This is a genomic window from Micromonospora sp. S-DT3-3-22 (assembly GCF_015354745.1).
Taxonomy (GTDB): domain Bacteria; phylum Actinomycetota; class Actinomycetes; order Mycobacteriales; family Micromonosporaceae; genus Micromonospora; species Micromonospora wenchangensis.
Window position 1 is genome coordinate 46,517 of the sequence record NZ_JACGMO010000031.1, and the last position, 15,313, is coordinate 61,829.

The following is a 15,313-nucleotide window of genomic DNA, read 5'->3' on the forward strand; positions in this document are numbered from 1 at the left end:
TCACCCCCGTTTCACGTCCCGGTTGGAAAGCTGTTCGTCACCGGGGCCGATGGCGCCGGTACGCGACACGAAAGCGGACACGGGGAGACACAGAGATGGCCCTGCAGATGATCGATAACAAGACGCGCCCGGCCACCACCATCGACGCCGAGCACGGCACCGAAGCCCTCACCGACCTCGACGCCACCGACGAGCGCGGGGTCTCCACCGACCTGGTCCGGGCCTACCTCAACGGCATCGGCCGGACCAAGCTGCTCACCGCGGCCCAGGAGGTGGAGCTGGCCAAGCGGATCGAGGCCGGGCTGTTCGCCGAGGAGAAGCTGTCGACGTGCATCCCCGTCTCCGGCGATCTGCACGCCGACCTCGCGCTGATCGCCCGGGAGGGTCGCGCCGCCAAGGACCACCTGCTGGAGGCGAACCTGCGACTGGTGGTCAGCATCGCCAAGCGGTACACCGGGCGGGGGATGGCCTTCCTCGACCTGATCCAGGAGGGCAACCTCGGCCTGATCCGCGCGGTCGAGAAGTTCGACTACGCGAAGGGTTACAAGTTCTCCACGTACGCCACCTGGTGGATCCGGCAGGCGATCACCCGGGCGATGGCCGACCAGGCCCGCACGATCCGCATCCCGGTGCACATGGTCGAGCAGGTCAACCGGATGGTCCGGGTCCGCCGGGAGCTGTCGGTCACGCTGGGCCGCGAGCCGATCGTGTCCGAGGTGGCGCGGGCGATGGAGATCCCCGAGTTCCAGGTCATCGAGCTGATCTCGTACGACCGGGAGCCGGTCAGCCTCGACCAGGCCGTCGGCGAGGACGGCGAGAGCGCCCTCGGTGACTTCGTCGCCTCGGTGGACCCGCGCACCGAGCCGGGTGACGCCGCCGCCAACGGCGAACTGCGCAACGAGGTACGCATCGTGCTCGCCACCCTCTCCCAGCGGGAGCAGGCGGTGATCCGGCTCCGGTTCGGCCTCGACGACGGCCGGCAGCGCACCCTCGACGAGGTGGGCAAGGAGTTCGGCCTGTCCCGGGAGCGCATCCGGCAGATCGAGAAGGTCACCCTGCTCAAGCTGCGCGACCCGGAGCGGGCGCAGCGGCTGGAGGCGTACGCCTGCTGAGCGGAACGGTTCGCGGTCAGGCCCCCGGCGGTTCGCCGGGGGCCTGACCGCCGTCCGGACCCGTCACCGCCGGGCCTGGGGCGGCAGGTCAGAGCCGGCGCGGGCCGGTGTCGGGGCGGGCCCCGGCCGTGCCGACCCCCACCGCCGCGTGCAGCACCGACACGCCGTCCGGGCGGGCCAGCACCGGGTTGAGGGTGAGCGACCGCACCCGGGGCTGCTCGTCGGCGAGCCGCCCCACCCGCAGCAGCAGGTCGGCCAGGGCCGCCCGGTCCACCGGGGCGGCACCGCGGTGCCCCCGCAGCAGCGGCGACGCCCGGGGCTCGTCGACCAGTTCGGCCGCGTCCCGGTCGGTCAACGGCACCGCCCGCCAGGCCCGGTCACCGAGCAGTTCGGTGGCGACGCCCCCCAGCCCGAAGCCGACCACCGGCCCGAACGCCGGGTCCTCCCGCAGCTCCACCACGCAGGCCACCCCGGGCGGCACCATCGGCTGGACCAGCACCTGCGCGCCGAAACCGGCCGCCAGGTCCGCGTACGCCCGGCGCAGGGCGACCGGGTCGGCCAGGTCGAGGCGGACGGCGCCCAGGTCGAGGCGGTGCCGCAGGCCGGGGGCGGCGGCCTTCAACGCCACCGGCCACCCGCAGCGGTCGGCGGCGGCGAGCGCCTCGTCGACGCTGCCGGCGGGCACCGACCCGACCACCTCGACGCCGTACGCGGCAAGCAGCGCCACCGGGTCGGCGGCGTCACCACGCAACGCGGCCCGCCCGGCGGCCCGGTCCACCCCGGACAGCTCCGGCACCGTGCCCGGGTCCCGCCGCAGCCACCCGGCGTACCGGCCGACCCGGCCCAGCGCCCGCACCGCCTCCTCCACGCTCGGGTACGCGGGCAGCCCCGCCGGCACCCGCCCGGCGAGGAACGTCACCACGGTCGGCTTGCCACCGGCCAGTGTCGCCGGCAGGGCGGCGGTGAAGTCCGCCTCCTCGACGGTGAGCTGCCCCGGCAGCGGCGGTGCGAAGACCGCGACCAGCGCGTCCACCCGGTCGTCGGCGGCGGCCCCGGCCAACGCGGCGGTGAACTCGGCGACACCGGCGTGCGGGCCGACGTCGCGGGGGTAGCCGTCGGCCACGGTGAGGCCCTGCCCGCCGCAGGCGGCGGCGGCCAGCCCGGTCAGCGCCGACGAGTTGCCCACCACCGCGACCCGGTCCCCGGCGGGCAGCGGCTGGTGCGCCAGCAACACCCCGACGTCGAGCAGCTCGGCGACGGTGTCCACCCGGATCACCCCGGACTGGGCGAACAGCGCGCTGACGGCGGCCTCGTCCAGCGCCGGGCCGGCCGGGCGGGCCAGCGAGGCCAGCGCCACCACCGGCTTGTCCCGGCCGATCCGGCGGGCCAGCCGGGCGAACTTGCGCGGATTGCCGAAGGTCTCCAGGTAGAGCAGGATCACGTCGGTGCCCGGATCGTCCTGCCAGTACTGGAGCAGGTCGTTGCCGGACACGTCGGCCCGGTTGCCGGCCGACACGAAACTCGACAGGCCCAGCCCGCGACGCTGCGCCTGCGCCAGCAGCGCCACCCCGAACGCGCCGGACTGGCTGAAGAAACCCACCCGGCCGGGGGCCGGCAGCACCGGGGCCAGGGTGGCGTTGAGGCGTACCCGCTCGTCGGTGTTCGCCACCCCCAGACAGTTCGGGCCGACGACCCGCATGCCGGCGGCGTGTGCCGCCCGGACCAGGGACCGCTGGGCCGCCGCGCCGGCCGGACCGGCCTCGGCGAAGCCGGCGGAGATGACCACCAGGCCGTGCGCGCCGGCCGCGGCGGCGTCGGCCACCACCCCGGCCGCCGCGTCGGGGGGCACCGCGACGACCGCCAGGTCGACGGCCACCCCCGCGTCGGCCGCCGACGGGTACGCGGGCAGCCCCGCCACCGTGCGCGCCCCCGGGTGCACCGGCACGATCGCCCCCGGGTACCCGCCGTCACGCAGGTGCCCGAGCAGCGCCGCGCCGACGCCCTGACCGGTGGCGCTGGCCCCGTAGACGGCCACCCCGCGCGGGGCGAGCAGCCGGGCGATGGACCGGGCCTCGGTGCGGTGTTCCCGGCCCCGCTGCACCGCCAGGGTCGCCTCGGTCGGCGCGATCGGGAAGGTCAGGTGCACCACCCCGTCGGCGAACTGGCGTTGCACCTGGTAGCCGAAGTCGGCGAAGACCCGCAGCATCGCCCCGTTGGTGGGCAGCACCTCGGCGACGAAGTGCCCGATGCCGGCCCGGCGGGCCGCGTCGGCCAGGTGCTCCAGCAGCACCGAACCAATCCCCCGGCCCTGGTAGGCGTCCTCCACCACGAACGCCACCTCGGCCTCGGGGGCCGCCGGCCCCAGCCGCTCGTACCGGCCGACGGCGACGATCCGGTCGCCGGCCAGCACCACGAACGCCTCCCGGTCCCGGTGGTCGACGGTGACGAACCGGTGCAGGTCCCGTTCCGGAATGCGCGGGTACGGCGAGAAGTAACGCAGGTAGCGGGTGCGTTCCGAGAACCGCCCGTGCATGGCGACGATCTCCGGGGCGTCCTGCGGCCGGATCGGTCGCAGCCCGACGGTGCTGCCGTCGCTGAGCAGCACGTCCACCGGTTGGTCGACAGTGGTCACCGGTCCCTCCCCAGGTCCCGGCTCAGTCGCGCGGGTCGTACGGGTCCAGCCCGAGCAGCGGGAACACCGCCTTGCGGGTGGCCGCCACGGCCCGGTCCACCGAGTTCGGCTCCCCGGTCGGCTGCCACGGCCGGTGTTCCGGGTCGACGTCGTCGGTCATCCGCAGCGGTACGTCCCGGCCGGGCCGCCGGTGGGCGGCCAGCGTGCGCCAGCCGGGCGGGGTGAGGGTGGCCGGGTCGAGCGGGTCGCCGGTGGCCACCGCCAGCAGGTGGGTCCAGGCCCGGGGCACCACCTCCACCAGGGCGTACCCGCCGCCGCCGGTGGCCACCCAGCGGCCGTCGCACAACTCGTCGGCGAGCGCCCGCAACGCCAGGTAGGTGGCGCGCTGCCCGTCCACCGACAGGTGCAGGTCGGCCAGCGGGTCGAGCCGGTGCCCGTCGGCGCCGCACTGGGTGAGCAGGATCTGCGGCCGGAACGCCCGCAGCACCGAGGGCACGACCGCGTGGAAGGCGCGTTGCCAGCCGGCGTCGTCGGTGCCCGGCGGCAGCGGCAGGTTGACCGCGCTGCCCTGCGCCCCCGGCCCGCCGGTCTCGTCGGGGAACCCGGTGCCGGGGAAGAGCGCGAGCGGGGTCTCGTGCAGGCTCACCGTGAGCACCCGGGGGTCCCGGTAGAAGACCTCCTGCACGCCGTCGCCGTGGTGCACGTCCACGTCGACGTACGCGACCCGCTCGGCACCCAGGTCGAGCAGGCGGGCGATGGCCACCGCCGGGTCGTTGTAGACGCAGAACCCGGCGGCCCGGTCGGGCATCGCGTGGTGCAGCCCACCGGCCACGTTGACCGCACGGCGGGCCTCGCCCCGCCAGACCGCCTCGGCGGCGGCCACACTCGCCCCCGCGATCAGCGCGCTGGACTCGTGCATCCCGTCGAAGACCGGATTGTCCGAGGTGCCCAGTCCGTACCCGGCGAAGAGCGGATCGCGGGGGGCGGCCCGGACCGCGTCCAGGTAGTCGGGCCGGTGCACCCGGGTCAGCGTCGCGTCGTCGGCCGGCTCGGGTTCGACCAGCCGCACCCCGGGCCGGTCCAGGACGCCCAGCTCCCGGGCCAGCGCCACGGTCAGCTCGACCCGGACCGGGTCCAAGGGGTGCTCCCCCATGTCGTAGTCGAGCAGGGACTCGTCCCACACCACCAGCGTGTCGTCCGACATGGGGTCATCGTCGCACGACGGTCACCGCCCGCCCACCACACGTGCAGGTCAGCCGCCGGGTGTCGGGCCGGTCGCCACCGGCCGGGACCCGTCGGCGACCCATCCGCTCCACGATCCGACGTAGAGCGCGGCGTCCGGCCGGCCCGCCAGGTGCAACGCCAGCACCGCCTGCGCGGCGGTCACCCCCGACCCGCAGTACGCCCCCACCGGCCCGTCGGCGTGCACCCCCACCGCGGCGAACCGGTCCCGCAGCACGTCGGCGGCCGGGTAGTGCCCCTCGGTGACGTACCCGGGGGCGGGCAGGTTCACCGCGCCCGGCACGTGCCCGGCGACCGGGTCGATCGGCTCGGTCTCACCCCGGTAGCGGGGCGCGGCCCGCACGTCGATCAGCACCCCGTCGTCGGCCGCCGCGAGGGCCGCCGCCGCGTCGGCGTCCAGCACCGGCAGCGCGCCCGGCCGGACGGTCACGTCACCGGGCGTGACGGTGGGCACCTCGACGGTGTGCGGCAGCCCGGCGGAACACCAGGCCGCCCAGCCACCGGCCAGCACCCGCACCGGCCGGTGCCCGGCCCAGCGCAGCGTCCACCAGGCACGGGCGGCGGCCAGGCCGTCGCCGTCGTCGTACACCACCACGGGGTGACCGGTGCGCACGCCGGCGGCCCGCAGCGCGGCCTGGAGGGCGGCCGGGTCGGGCAGCGGGTGCCGGCCCGCCGCGCCGGGCGGACCGCACAGGTCGGTGTCCAGGTCGACGAAGACCGCGCCGGGCAGGTGCCCGGCCACGTAGTCCGCGCGGCCCGGCGGGCCGGCCAGCCGCCAGCGGACGTCCAGCAGGGTCGGTGCGTCGGGCCGGGCCAGCTCGGCGGCGAGCCGGTCCGGCTCGATCAGGGGGTCATCGGTACCGGACATGCGGTCCAGTCAACACCATCGGGGCACCGACCTCGCGTTTCGGCGCAGGTCGATCTTCGCGCGCCGGGGTAGCATCGACCACCGGGAGGCCGCTGACGTGAAGCATGACCTGGTCGACACGACCGAGATGTACCTGCGCACCATCCTCGAACTCGAAGAGGAGGGGGTGCCGCCGCTGCGTGCCCGGATCGCCGAGCGGTTACGGCAGAGCGGACCGACCGTCAGCCAGACCGTGGCCCGGATGGAACGCGACGGACTGCTCACCGTCGAGGGCGACCGGCACCTGGCGCTCACCGAGCTGGGCCGGGGCAGCGCCGTGTCGGTGATGCGCAAGCACCGGCTCGCCGAGCTGCTGCTGGTCAACGTGATCGGGATGCCCTACGAGGAGGCCCACGAGGAGGCCTGCCGGTGGGAGCACGTGATGAGCGACGCGGTCGAGAAGCGGGTGTACGACCTGCTCAACCGCCCCACCCGCTCGCCGTACGGCAACCCGATCCCGGGGCTTGAGGAGCTGGGTTCACCGCAGGCCGGGGCCAGCGAGCCGGTCGAGGGTGAACGCAACCTCGCCTTCCCCGGGCTGACCGGGCAGGTGGTGGTCCGGCGGATCTGCGAGAGCGTCCAGACCGACGCCGACGTGCTGCGGCAACTACACGCCGCCGGGGTGGACCCGGGTGCCACGGTCACCGTCGCTCAGGAACGCGACGGGGTGTTCATCGACCGCTCCGGCGAACGGGTCCGGCTGCCCCGCGAGGTCGCCTCCCGGGTCTTCGTCGCCGCCCACTGACCGCCTCCGGCGGCGGCCCGGCTGTCACCACGACCGGCTGTCACAGCGACCGGGCGTCACAGCGACCGGGCGTCACAGCGACCGGGTGTCGAGCGTCCTGGCCAGGTCGACGAGGTGGTCGGCCACCTCGCCGGCGGTCGCCCGGTCGTCGCCCGGCCGGCAGGTCCAGCGGAGCGTGGCCAACCGGTCCTCGGTGGCGAGCCAGCCCACCTCGGCCGTCGGGCCGCGCCCGCTGGTCTTCGCGCCCGTCCGGCGGTAGGCGGCCTGGCCCAGCTTCGACACCTTCTTCGCCCCGGCGGGCAGCACGTCGGCGGTGAAGGTGGGCACGTCGATCGAGGTGTCGGTGACCGTCAGGGTCAACTCCGGCCAGGTCGCGTCGGTGGCCCGCACCACGCAGGTCCGGGTGTCGCCGCGCTCGCTGGCGGCGGCCACGTCGAAGCGGACCTCGGTGTGTTCCTCGATCACCGCGAAGTCGAGCAGCCGGCACGCGCCGCCGGACGAGGCGGCACCCACCTCCACGGTGACCGGTTCCCCGGCGGGCAGCCGCACCGGCTCGACCTCCGACGCACCACAGCCCGTGGTCAGCAGCACGCCCACGCCGGCCAGCCAGATCCGCCCGTGCACGGGCACACCTCCGCGATCGTCGACGGGAAACCCGCCGGTGTCCGTCGGAAACCGTACGGGTTGGCGTTGCCGGACGGAAGACCCGCCCCTCCTGTTCGGACCGGGTCAGCTCGGTCACCGATCCCCCGCCGGTCCGCCCCGATCCAGGTCGCCGGGCGGCCGGGGCAGCCGAATCAGTCGTCGACGTACGGGCAGTGCCGGCAGCCGCGCCCGCAGCAGATGCCGCGCCGGGCCAGGAAACCGGCGGTGAGGACGAACAGGCCGGTGTCCGGGTCGGGATAGCCGGCCTCCCCGGCGGCGAGCGCGGCGGCGTGCGCGGCGAGGATCAGCGCCCAGTCGGGGCGCTCCGACGGCAGCCGGGACGGGTGCGGCTCGGTCAACGGCCGGTCCGCCAACGGACGTCGCTCCCCACTCACCACGACGAGTCTACGGACCCGGCGGGCTCACCCTCCCGGGCCGGCGGTCTCGGCGCGGACCCGGGTCAGCAGGTCGACGAAGGGACCGGGCCGCTGGTAGAGCGACCGGTGGCCGGCGGCGTCCAGCACCACGTGCTCCTTGTGCGGGGCCTGGAGCTGGGCGTACCACTGGCCGGTCAGGGCAAGACGGCCCGGCACCTCGTGCGCGCCGTCGACCAGATAGACCGGCACCGCGAGCTGCCGCACCCGGGCACGCAGGTCGACCTGCTGGACCTTCGGGTAGAGCACGTCCCAGCCGTCCAGGCTGCCGCCGAGCACGTGCACCTTCTCCAGCAGGGTGTACTCGGCGACGCCCAGGTTCTCCCCCGTCCCGCCCCGGCCCTCGTGGTTGCCGGTGCGGTCGAAGTCGAAGGCGGCTGCCTCGTTGGCCAGCAACGGCTCGTAGTGGTACATGTCCGGATACGGCGGCGGTCCCAGGTCGGTCAGCTGCCGCACCAGATCGGCCCGTCCGCTCCGGCGCGCCCAGGCGAGGGTGTCGGCGTACTGGCTGCGGTCGGCGGCCCGCAGGTCGACCGCCTGGCCGACCCCGACGTACGCCCGGAACAGCTCCGGGCGGCGCTGCACGGCGACGGCGGCGACCAGCGTCCCCCCGGAGTGCGCCACCAGGTAGACGTCCGGCCGGCCGAAGCGCTGCCGCAGCCGGTCGGCGACGGCGAGCAGATCGGCGACCTCGCTGTCGAGGGTCAACGACGAGGAGGGCGGGAATGCCGCCCACGACCGTGCCGCGCCCCGCCGGTCCACGGTAGCCACCACGAACTGCCGTTCCAGCCCGGCGAGGTGCCGCCGGACCGCCCCCACCTCGGAACTGCCCGGCCCACCGGGCAGGAAGAGCAGCACCGGGGCCTGCCGGTCGGCTCCCCGCAGCAGCACCCCCAACTCCCGGTCGCCGCCGCCACGCACCGTGGTCAGCTCGGCGATCCCACCCGGCACGGCGGCGGTTGCGGCCGGCAGCGCCACTGCGACCGTCACCAGGGCGACCAACGCGGTGAGCAGGCCCACCCCGGCCCGCCCCAGCCAGGTCCACACCGGACGGCGGCCCGCCGTCGGGGCGGCCCGTCGCGCCAGGCCCGCGCCGTACGCCGCGCCGACCAGCAACGGCAAGCCCGCCGACCGCGAGACTGACCAGGATCGACGTCACGGCCTCGGCGGTGGTGCCGGGACCACGCGGGGTCCACCAGCCGACCAGCAGACCCCAGCCGAGCGGAGCGACGACGGCGACGATCCTCCGGACCGACCGGGCGCGGCTGAACAGGGCGGGACGGGGCAGCGACGGCTTCGCCATGACACCTCACCGGAGTCGTCGGCACCCCAGCCTAGTGATGATCGATGTCAACCGCTGTCCCGTAACGCTCACGGAGCGTCATGGCCCGGGTCACGTCCCCGCCGGATCGGGCCGGTCACCGGCGCTCGACCGCCCGCCCACCCCGTCGCCCGGTCGTCTGGTTGCCCGGCTGCCCGGTCACCCCAGGTTCAGCCGAACCAGTGTGCCTCCTGGCCGTGCGAACGGATCCAGGCCAGCGGCGTCCCGTCGAGGGCGAGCACGTTGTACAACGCCCCGTCCGGCGGTGCCGGCAGCCCGGGGTGCGCCAGCACGTCGGCCGCCTCGGCGGACACCCAGTGGCCGGGCAGGGCGCGGACCAGCGCGACGAAGGCCGCCCGGCGTGCCGGCGGCACCTGGTAGAGCACGGAGGTGTGCAGGACCACCAGCGTCGCGCCGGCCGGTGCCCGCGCGGCCAGCGCCGGCAGGTCGTCCACCAGGTCGCCACGGACCAGTTCCGGCGGGTCGGCGGCGGCCACCGCCGCTGCCGCCCGTAGCCGGGTCCGGCGGTGGGTGTGCTCCGGCCAGATCAGCGCGTCGAGCCAGGCCACGTCGGCCGGGGCGGTGACGTCGAGCGGGTTCAGGTCCAGGCCGGCCCGCCACGCCACCTCGGGGCGGGTGGTCGGCGGCTCGGTCCCGGTCAGCGTGCAGTCGAGGACCGGCTCGTCCGCGCCGAGCAGGTGGTCGCCGTAGCGGTAGGCGTACCGGTCGGGATAGAGGCAGAGGCCGGCGGACGCGCCGACCTCCAGCAGCGCCAGCGGCTGCGGCAGGGCGGCCAGCACCGGCAGCAGCGCCGCGCAGCGTCCGGCCTCGTTGGTCTGCACCGTCCGGGTGAGCATCGCGGCCCGGACGGCGGGCCAGTGCGCCAGGGTGTGGGCGCGGAAGGCGACCGGGTCGTCGACCGGGCCACCGAGCCAGCGGACCACGCCGAGCAGCAGTTGCGGCTGCCGCCTGGCCGGCGGCAGGTCGTCCAGCAGGGCGAGCAGTTCGTCGTCGCGGGCCACCGCGTGGGCCAGCCGTTCGTAGGCCGGGGAGACGCCGTGCGCCTCCCGGGTGGCGAACTCGACGTACCGGTCGGCGGTGGTCATGCCCCGATCATCCCCGCCGCCCCGCTCATCAGTGGGCCGATATGGCGGTATCCACGTCGGATCGATACCGCCGTATCGGCCCACTGGAGTCGAGCAACGGGCGGGCCGGCACCCGAGTGCCGGCCCGCCCGTTCGACGCGTACGTCAGCTGCAACCGCTGGTGGAGCCGCAGCCCTCGCAGACGTAGCAGCTACCGGCCGGACGCATCTTCGTACCGCAGGTGAAGCAGAGCGGCGCGTCGGCGGCCTTGCCGATCACGGCCTCCAGCAGCTCGGTGGAGGAACCCACGGCGGGCGCCGGCTTGGCGGCGGCCACCTCGGCCAACTCCTGGGCCGGCTGGGCCACCGGGCCGGTCTTCGGCTCGGTCGCCTCGACCGGGGCGGAGGACGCCATCGCCGTCAGGTCCGCGCCGCTGGCCTCCGCCTCGGCCTCGGCCCGCAACTGCGCGGCCCGCTCCTTGGCGGTGAAGATGCCCAGCTCGGCGCGGCGCTCGTAGGGCAGGAAGTCCAGCGCCAGGCGACGGAAGATGTAGTCCATCACCGAGGCGGCCATCCGCACGTCCGGGTCGTCGGTCATGCCCGCCGGCTCGAAGCGCATGTTGGTGAACTTGCTGACGTACGTCTCCAGCGGGACGCCGTACTGGAGGCCGATGGAGATCGCCACCGAGAAGGCGTCCATCACCCCGGCCAGGGTGGAGCCCTGCTTGGACATCTTGAGGAAGACCTCGCCGAGGCCGTCGTCCGGGTAGGACGAGGCGGTGAGGTAGCCCTCCGCGCCGCCGACCGAGAAGGAGACCGTCTGCGAGGGGCGCTTCTTCGGCAGCCGCTTGCGCACCGGGCGGTACTCGACGACCTTCTCCACGGCCTTCTCGACCTCGGCGGCCGGGGTCCCCGTCTCGGCGGTGCCCTTGTTGGGCTTGGCCACCGACAGCGGCTGGCCCACCTTGCAGTTGTCCCGGTAGATCGCCAGCGCCTTCAGGCCGAGCTTCCAGCCCTCGAAGTAGATCTTCTCGACGTCGGCGACGGTGGCCTGCTCCGGCATGTTGACCGTCTTGGAGATGGCCCCGGAGATGAACGGCTGGACGGCCGCCATCATCCGCACGTGCCCCATCGGGGCGATCGACCGCTCGCCCATCGCGCAGTCGAAGACCGGGTAGTGCTCCGGCTTGAGGCCGGGGGCGTCCACCACGTGCCCGTGGTCGGCGATGTGCTCGACGATCGCCTCGACCTGCTCCTCCGGGTAGCCGAGGCTGCGCAGGGCGCGCGGCACGGTCTGGTTGACGATCTGCATCGAGCCGCCGCCGACCAGCTTCTTGAACTTCACCAGCGCCAGGTCGGGCTCGACCCCCGTGGTGTCGCAGTCCATCATCAGGCCGATGGTGCCGGTCGGGGCGAGCACACTGGCCTGCGCGTTGCGCCAGCCGTTGCGGTCGCCGACCTTGTTGCCCTCGGTCCACTGCCGGGTGGCCTCCCGCTGGACGGCGGTGGCGACGGTGCCGGCCGGCTTGATGGCGTCGTTGGCGGCGGCGTGCTTGCGCATGACCCGCTTGTGCGGCTCGGCGTTACGGGCGTAGCCGTCGTACGCGCCGACGATGCCGGCCAGCTCGGCCGAACGGCGGTACGCGGTGCCGGTCATCAGCGAGGTGATCGCCGCGGCCACCGACCGGCCCTGCTCCGAGTCGTACGGCAGGCCGGAGGCCATCAGCAGCGCGCCGAGGTTGGCGTAGCCGATGCCGAGCTGCCGGTAGGCGCGGGTGGTCTCGCCGATCTTCTCGGTCGGGAAGTCGGCGAAGCAGATCGAGATGTCCATCGCGGTGATGACGAACTCGACCGACCGGACGAACTTCTCCACCTCGAAGCCGCCGTCGGCGCGGAGGAACTTCATCAGGTTGAGCGAGGCCAGGTTGCACGAGGAGTTGTCCAGGTGCAGGTACTCCGAGCACGGGTTCGACGCGGTGATCCGGCCGGTCTCCGGGCAGGTGTGCCAGTCGTTGATGGTGTCGTCGTACTGCAGGCCCGGGTCGGCGCACTCCCAGGCGGCCTGGGCGATGGTACGGAACAGCTTCTGCGCGTCGACGGTCTCGATGGTCTGCCCGTCGAGCCGGCCCCGCAGGTCGAAGCCGCCGCCGTTCTCCACCGCCGCCATGAACTCGTCGGAGACCCGGACGGAGTTGTTGGCGTTCTGGTACTGGACGCTGACGATGTCGTTGCCGCCGAGGTCCATGTCGAAGCCGGCGTCCCGCAGCGCGCGGATCTTGTCCTCCTCGCGCGCCTTGGTGGTGACGAACTCCTCGATGTCCGGGTGGTCGACGTCGAGGATGACCATCTTGGCCGCGCGCCGGGTGGCGCCGCCGGACTTGATCGTCCCGGCGCTGGCGTCCGCGCCACGCATGAAGCTGACCGGGCCGGAGGCGGTGCCGCCGGAGGAGAGCAGTTCCCGGGAGGACCGGATGCGGGACAGGTTGACCCCGGAGCCGGAGCCGCCCTTGAAGATCAGCCCCTCCTCCTTGTACCAGTCCAGGATGGAGTCCATCGAGTCGTCGACGGCGAGGATGAAGCACGCGCTCACCTGGGCCGGCGACGGGGTGCCGACGTTGAACCAGACCGGCGAGTTGAAGCTGAACACCTGGTGCAGCAGCATCCAGGTCAGCTCGTGCGCGAAGACCTCCGCGTCGGCCGGGTTGGCGAAGTAGCCGTGCTGCTCACCGGCGGCCCGGTAGGTCTGGACCACCCGGTCGATGAGCTGCCGCAGCGACCACTCCCGCTCCGGGGTGCCCACCGCGCCCCGGAAGTACTTGGTGGTGACGATGTTGGCCGCGTTGACGCTCCACGACTCGGGGAACTCCACCCCGCGCTGCTCGAAGTTGATCGAGCCGTCCCGCCAGTTGGTCATGACGACGTCGCGGCGCTCCCACGCCACCTCGTCGTACGGGTGCACGCCCTCGGTCGTCCAGACCCGCTGCACCTTGAGCCCCGTCACCGCGCCGTTCTTCGCCGCCCGCGACCGGCTTGTTGTCACGCCGTCCCCCGCCATCTCATCGGCCCCCTCGTCTGCGCGGCCACCCGCCACGCGTCGTCACTGTCAGAATCCACGTCGTTGCTGTCGGAAAAGACTCAGTCGGTACGGTCGGCGGCCTCGGCCGCGTCGACGCGGGCCTGTGCGGCGGCCCGCAGCGTCTCGATCTCCCGTTCGAAGTCGGCGAGCGAGTCGAACGAGCGGTAGACGCTGGCGAAGCGCAGGTAGGCCACCTCGTCCAGGTCGCGCAGTGGGCCCAGGATCGCCAGCCCCACGTCGTGGCTCGGCAGTTCAGCCGCGCCCTTGGCCCGGACGGTCTCCTCGACCTTCTGGGCCAGCAGGGCGATGGAGTCCTCGTCGACCGGCCGCCCCTGGCACGCCTTGCGCACCCCACCGATGATCTTGGTCCGGCTGAACGGCTCGGTCACGCCGCTGCGCTTGACCACCGCGAGCACGGCCTCCTCGACCGTGGTGAACCGTTTGCCGCATTCCGGGCAGGAACGCCGACGACGGATCAGCTGACCGTCGTCGGCCTCACGCGAGTCGACCACCCGGGAGTCGGCGTGCCGGCAGTACGGGCACCGCATCGCCTGACCTCCTTGATCGACCGGGGGCCGCCCGCCCACCTCCGGGCACGCGTCGGCCCGGCGGAGCCGGCTTCGCCGGCCGTCGCCGTGGTCGACGATACGGGAGTGCGGTGGGTAGTCGAACCCAACCTGTGGGCAACTTACGCCCGTGTGACTACTACATCTAGGGGTCGACCGTAGGCCGCCGATGGGGTCGGGTCAAGTTGCCGGCGTGTCCGGCGCGTCACCGGCGACCCCGGGCCGCGACCCGTCGCCCCGGGGGCACGCTGAGTGCAACCGACCAGGCCCACGGGAGGTTACCGGCCACCCGGACAGGCCCCCCGGACGGAGGACCGGGCCCGACCGGCGACCCACCGCACACCGGCCCGACGGGGACGTACCATCTACCAGAACAGGCGTACGAAAGGCCAGGATTTCCACCCGACACGCCGAGTTGCGTCGTACAGATGTTTGAAAATGACCGATCTCACCTATACGGTCATGAACGACCGGGCACGGCGCACCACGTCGGACCGGCACCGCGACACCCCCGCACGCACCACGAGCCGCCAAGGCACCCAGCGCCGACCAGGGAGGACGGACGTGACCGAGGACCGGGCCAGCCGGCAGAAGAACCCGCAGCCGATCGCCGAGGCGGGTTCCCCGGCCAGTCGGCGTCCCCGCGCCGCCCGCAGCCGTACCGGGCAGCCGGCCGTCCGCCCGGTCACGCCGGTGGTCAGCGGCTTCCCCGACCCGACCGCCACCGACCTGACCGCCCGGCAGCGCCGCATCCTGGAGTTCATCCGCAGCTGGGTGGAGCGGCACGGCTACCCGCCGAGCGTCCGCGAGATCGGTGAGGCCGTCGGCCTGGTCTCCCCGTCGAGCGTCGCCTACCAGCTCAAGGAGCTGGAGAAGAAGGGCTTCCTGCGGCGCGACCCCAACCGGCCCCGGGCGGTGGACGTGCGCGCCCCCGGCGGTGACGCCGACGACGAGCTGAGCCGCGCCCAACGCCCCACCCCGGCGTACGTGCCGATGCTGGGCCGGATCGCCGCCGGTGGGCCGATCCTCGCCGAGCAGGCGGTGGAGGACGTCTTCCCGCTCCCCCGCGAGTTGGTGGGTGAGGGCGAGGTCTTCATGCTCCAGGTCAAGGGCGACTCGATGCTCGACGCGGCGATCTGCGACGGCGACTGGGTGGTCGTCCGGCAGCAGCCGATCGCCGAGGCCGGCGACATCGTGGCCGCCATGCTCGACGGCGAGGCGACCGTCAAGACCTACCGGCGGCGCGACGGCCACGTCTGGCTGATGCCGCAGAACCCGGCCTTCGATCCGATCCCGGGTGACGACGCCACCATCATGGGCCGGGTCGTCGCCGTGCTCCGCCGGATCTGACCGCCGGGCTCCGCCGGATCTGCACCGTGCCCTGACCGGCCGTCCTTCCCCGGGGAGGGCGGCCGGTCAGGTGTCGTCGGAAGGTGCGCCGCCGGGGCGTCAGTAGCGTTCGCCGCTGCGGCCGGGCGGCGGGCCGTACTGGCCGCCGCGCCGGTCGTCGTGGCCGTCGCGGCGCGGGCCGGAGCGCGGCTCGCGCGGG

Annotated in this window: 12 protein-coding genes; 3 read left to right on the plus strand and 9 right to left on the minus strand. The window is 74.1% G+C overall.

Going from position 1 to position 15,313, the window contains the following annotated elements:
* Nucleotides 1-95: 95 nt before the first annotated feature.
* Nucleotides 96-1,112, plus strand: a complete 1,017-nt coding sequence (gene sigB / locus H1A17_RS12040; RefSeq protein WP_370517017.1) for an RNA polymerase sigma factor SigB — start codon at nt 96-98, stop codon at nt 1,110-1,112.
* 88 nt (nt 1,113-1,200) lie between these two features.
* On the opposite strand, the gene H1A17_RS12045 is transcribed toward sigB, so the two are convergent.
* The 3 genes from H1A17_RS12045 to H1A17_RS12055 are packed head-to-tail and all read right to left on the minus strand — an operon-like array spanning nt 1,201 to nt 5,854.
* Nucleotides 1,201-3,744: a bifunctional GNAT family N-acetyltransferase/acetate--CoA ligase family protein gene (locus tag H1A17_RS12045; RefSeq protein ID WP_194821892.1), complete on the minus strand. Its 2,544-nt coding sequence runs from the start codon at nt 3,742-3,744 to the stop codon at nt 1,201-1,203.
* A gap of 22 nt (nt 3,745-3,766) precedes the next feature.
* Nucleotides 3,767-4,948 (minus strand): acetoin utilization protein AcuC, encoded by a 1,182-nt coding sequence (locus tag H1A17_RS12050; protein ID WP_145918500.1) that lies wholly within the window; start codon nt 4,946-4,948, stop codon nt 3,767-3,769.
* A 48-nt stretch (nt 4,949-4,996) separates the two neighbouring features.
* Nucleotides 4,997-5,854, minus strand: a complete 858-nt coding sequence (locus H1A17_RS12055) for a sulfurtransferase (RefSeq protein WP_194821893.1) — start codon at nt 5,852-5,854, stop codon at nt 4,997-4,999.
* A gap of 97 nt (nt 5,855-5,951) precedes the next feature.
* Between H1A17_RS12055 and H1A17_RS12060 the strand changes: the two genes are divergently transcribed.
* The gene (locus tag H1A17_RS12060) at nt 5,952-6,638 is read left to right on the plus strand and encodes a metal-dependent transcriptional regulator (protein ID WP_145918498.1); all 687 of its coding nucleotides are present in this window, start codon (nt 5,952-5,954) and stop codon (nt 6,636-6,638) included.
* 72 nt (nt 6,639-6,710) lie between these two features.
* Here H1A17_RS12060 and H1A17_RS12065 read toward each other — a convergent pair whose 3' ends face one another.
* The 6 genes from H1A17_RS12065 to nrdR all read right to left on the minus strand — a co-directional run bounded on the left by H1A17_RS12065 (nt 6,711) and on the right by nrdR (nt 13,746).
* On the minus strand, nt 6,711-7,262 hold the full coding sequence (locus H1A17_RS12065) for a hypothetical protein (RefSeq protein WP_194821894.1): 552 nt from the start codon (nt 7,260-7,262) through the stop codon (nt 6,711-6,713).
* 173 nt (nt 7,263-7,435) lie between these two features.
* A complete protein-coding gene (locus H1A17_RS12070; RefSeq protein WP_194821895.1) occupies nt 7,436-7,678 on the minus strand; it encodes a DUF5522 domain-containing protein in 243 nt (80 codons plus the stop codon).
* 27 nt (nt 7,679-7,705) lie between these two features.
* The gene (locus H1A17_RS12075; RefSeq protein ID WP_228543372.1) at nt 7,706-8,839 is read right to left on the minus strand and encodes an alpha/beta fold hydrolase; all 1,134 of its coding nucleotides are present in this window, start codon (nt 8,837-8,839) and stop codon (nt 7,706-7,708) included.
* Nucleotides 8,840-9,208: 369 nt separating this feature from the next.
* Entirely contained in the window at nt 9,209-10,144 is a 936-nt protein-coding gene (locus H1A17_RS12080; protein WP_194821896.1) for a DUF2332 domain-containing protein, read from the minus strand.
* Nucleotides 10,145-10,288: 144 nt separating this feature from the next.
* Nucleotides 10,289-13,177 carry a vitamin B12-dependent ribonucleotide reductase gene (locus H1A17_RS12085; RefSeq protein WP_145918493.1) on the minus strand — a complete coding sequence of 963 codons (2,889 nt, stop codon included), beginning with the start codon at nt 13,175-13,177 and terminating at the stop codon, nt 10,289-10,291.
* 80 nt (nt 13,178-13,257) lie between these two features.
* Nucleotides 13,258-13,746 (minus strand): transcriptional regulator NrdR, encoded by a 489-nt coding sequence (gene nrdR / locus H1A17_RS12090; RefSeq protein ID WP_145918492.1) that lies wholly within the window; start codon nt 13,744-13,746, stop codon nt 13,258-13,260.
* A gap of 582 nt (nt 13,747-14,328) precedes the next feature.
* On the opposite strand from nrdR, the gene lexA reads away from it, so the two are divergent.
* Nucleotides 14,329-15,114: a transcriptional repressor LexA gene (gene lexA, locus H1A17_RS12095; RefSeq protein ID WP_145918491.1), complete on the plus strand. Its 786-nt coding sequence runs from the start codon at nt 14,329-14,331 to the stop codon at nt 15,112-15,114.
* The last annotated feature ends 199 nt before the right edge of the window (nt 15,115-15,313 follow it).

What these genes read in the sequence shown, in the direction of transcription:
- sigB (WP_370517017.1), top strand. Translation starts at nt 96, where the DNA reads ATGGCCCTGCAGATGATCGATAACAAGACGCGCCCGGCCACCACCATC.
- H1A17_RS12050 (WP_145918500.1), bottom strand. Translation starts at nt 4,948, where the DNA reads ATGTCGGACGACACGCTGGTGGTGTGGGACGAGTCCCTGCTCGACTAC.
- H1A17_RS12055 (WP_194821893.1), bottom strand. Translation starts at nt 5,854, where the DNA reads ATGTCCGGTACCGATGACCCCCTGATCGAGCCGGACCGGCTCGCCGCC.
- H1A17_RS12080 (WP_194821896.1), bottom strand. Translation starts at nt 10,144, where the DNA reads ATGACCACCGCCGACCGGTACGTCGAGTTCGCCACCCGGGAGGCGCAC.
- H1A17_RS12085 (WP_145918493.1), bottom strand. Translation starts at nt 13,177, where the DNA reads ATGGCGGGGGACGGCGTGACAACAAGCCGGTCGCGGGCGGCGAAGAAC.
- nrdR (WP_145918492.1), bottom strand. Translation starts at nt 13,746, where the DNA reads ATGCGGTGCCCGTACTGCCGGCACGCCGACTCCCGGGTGGTCGACTCG.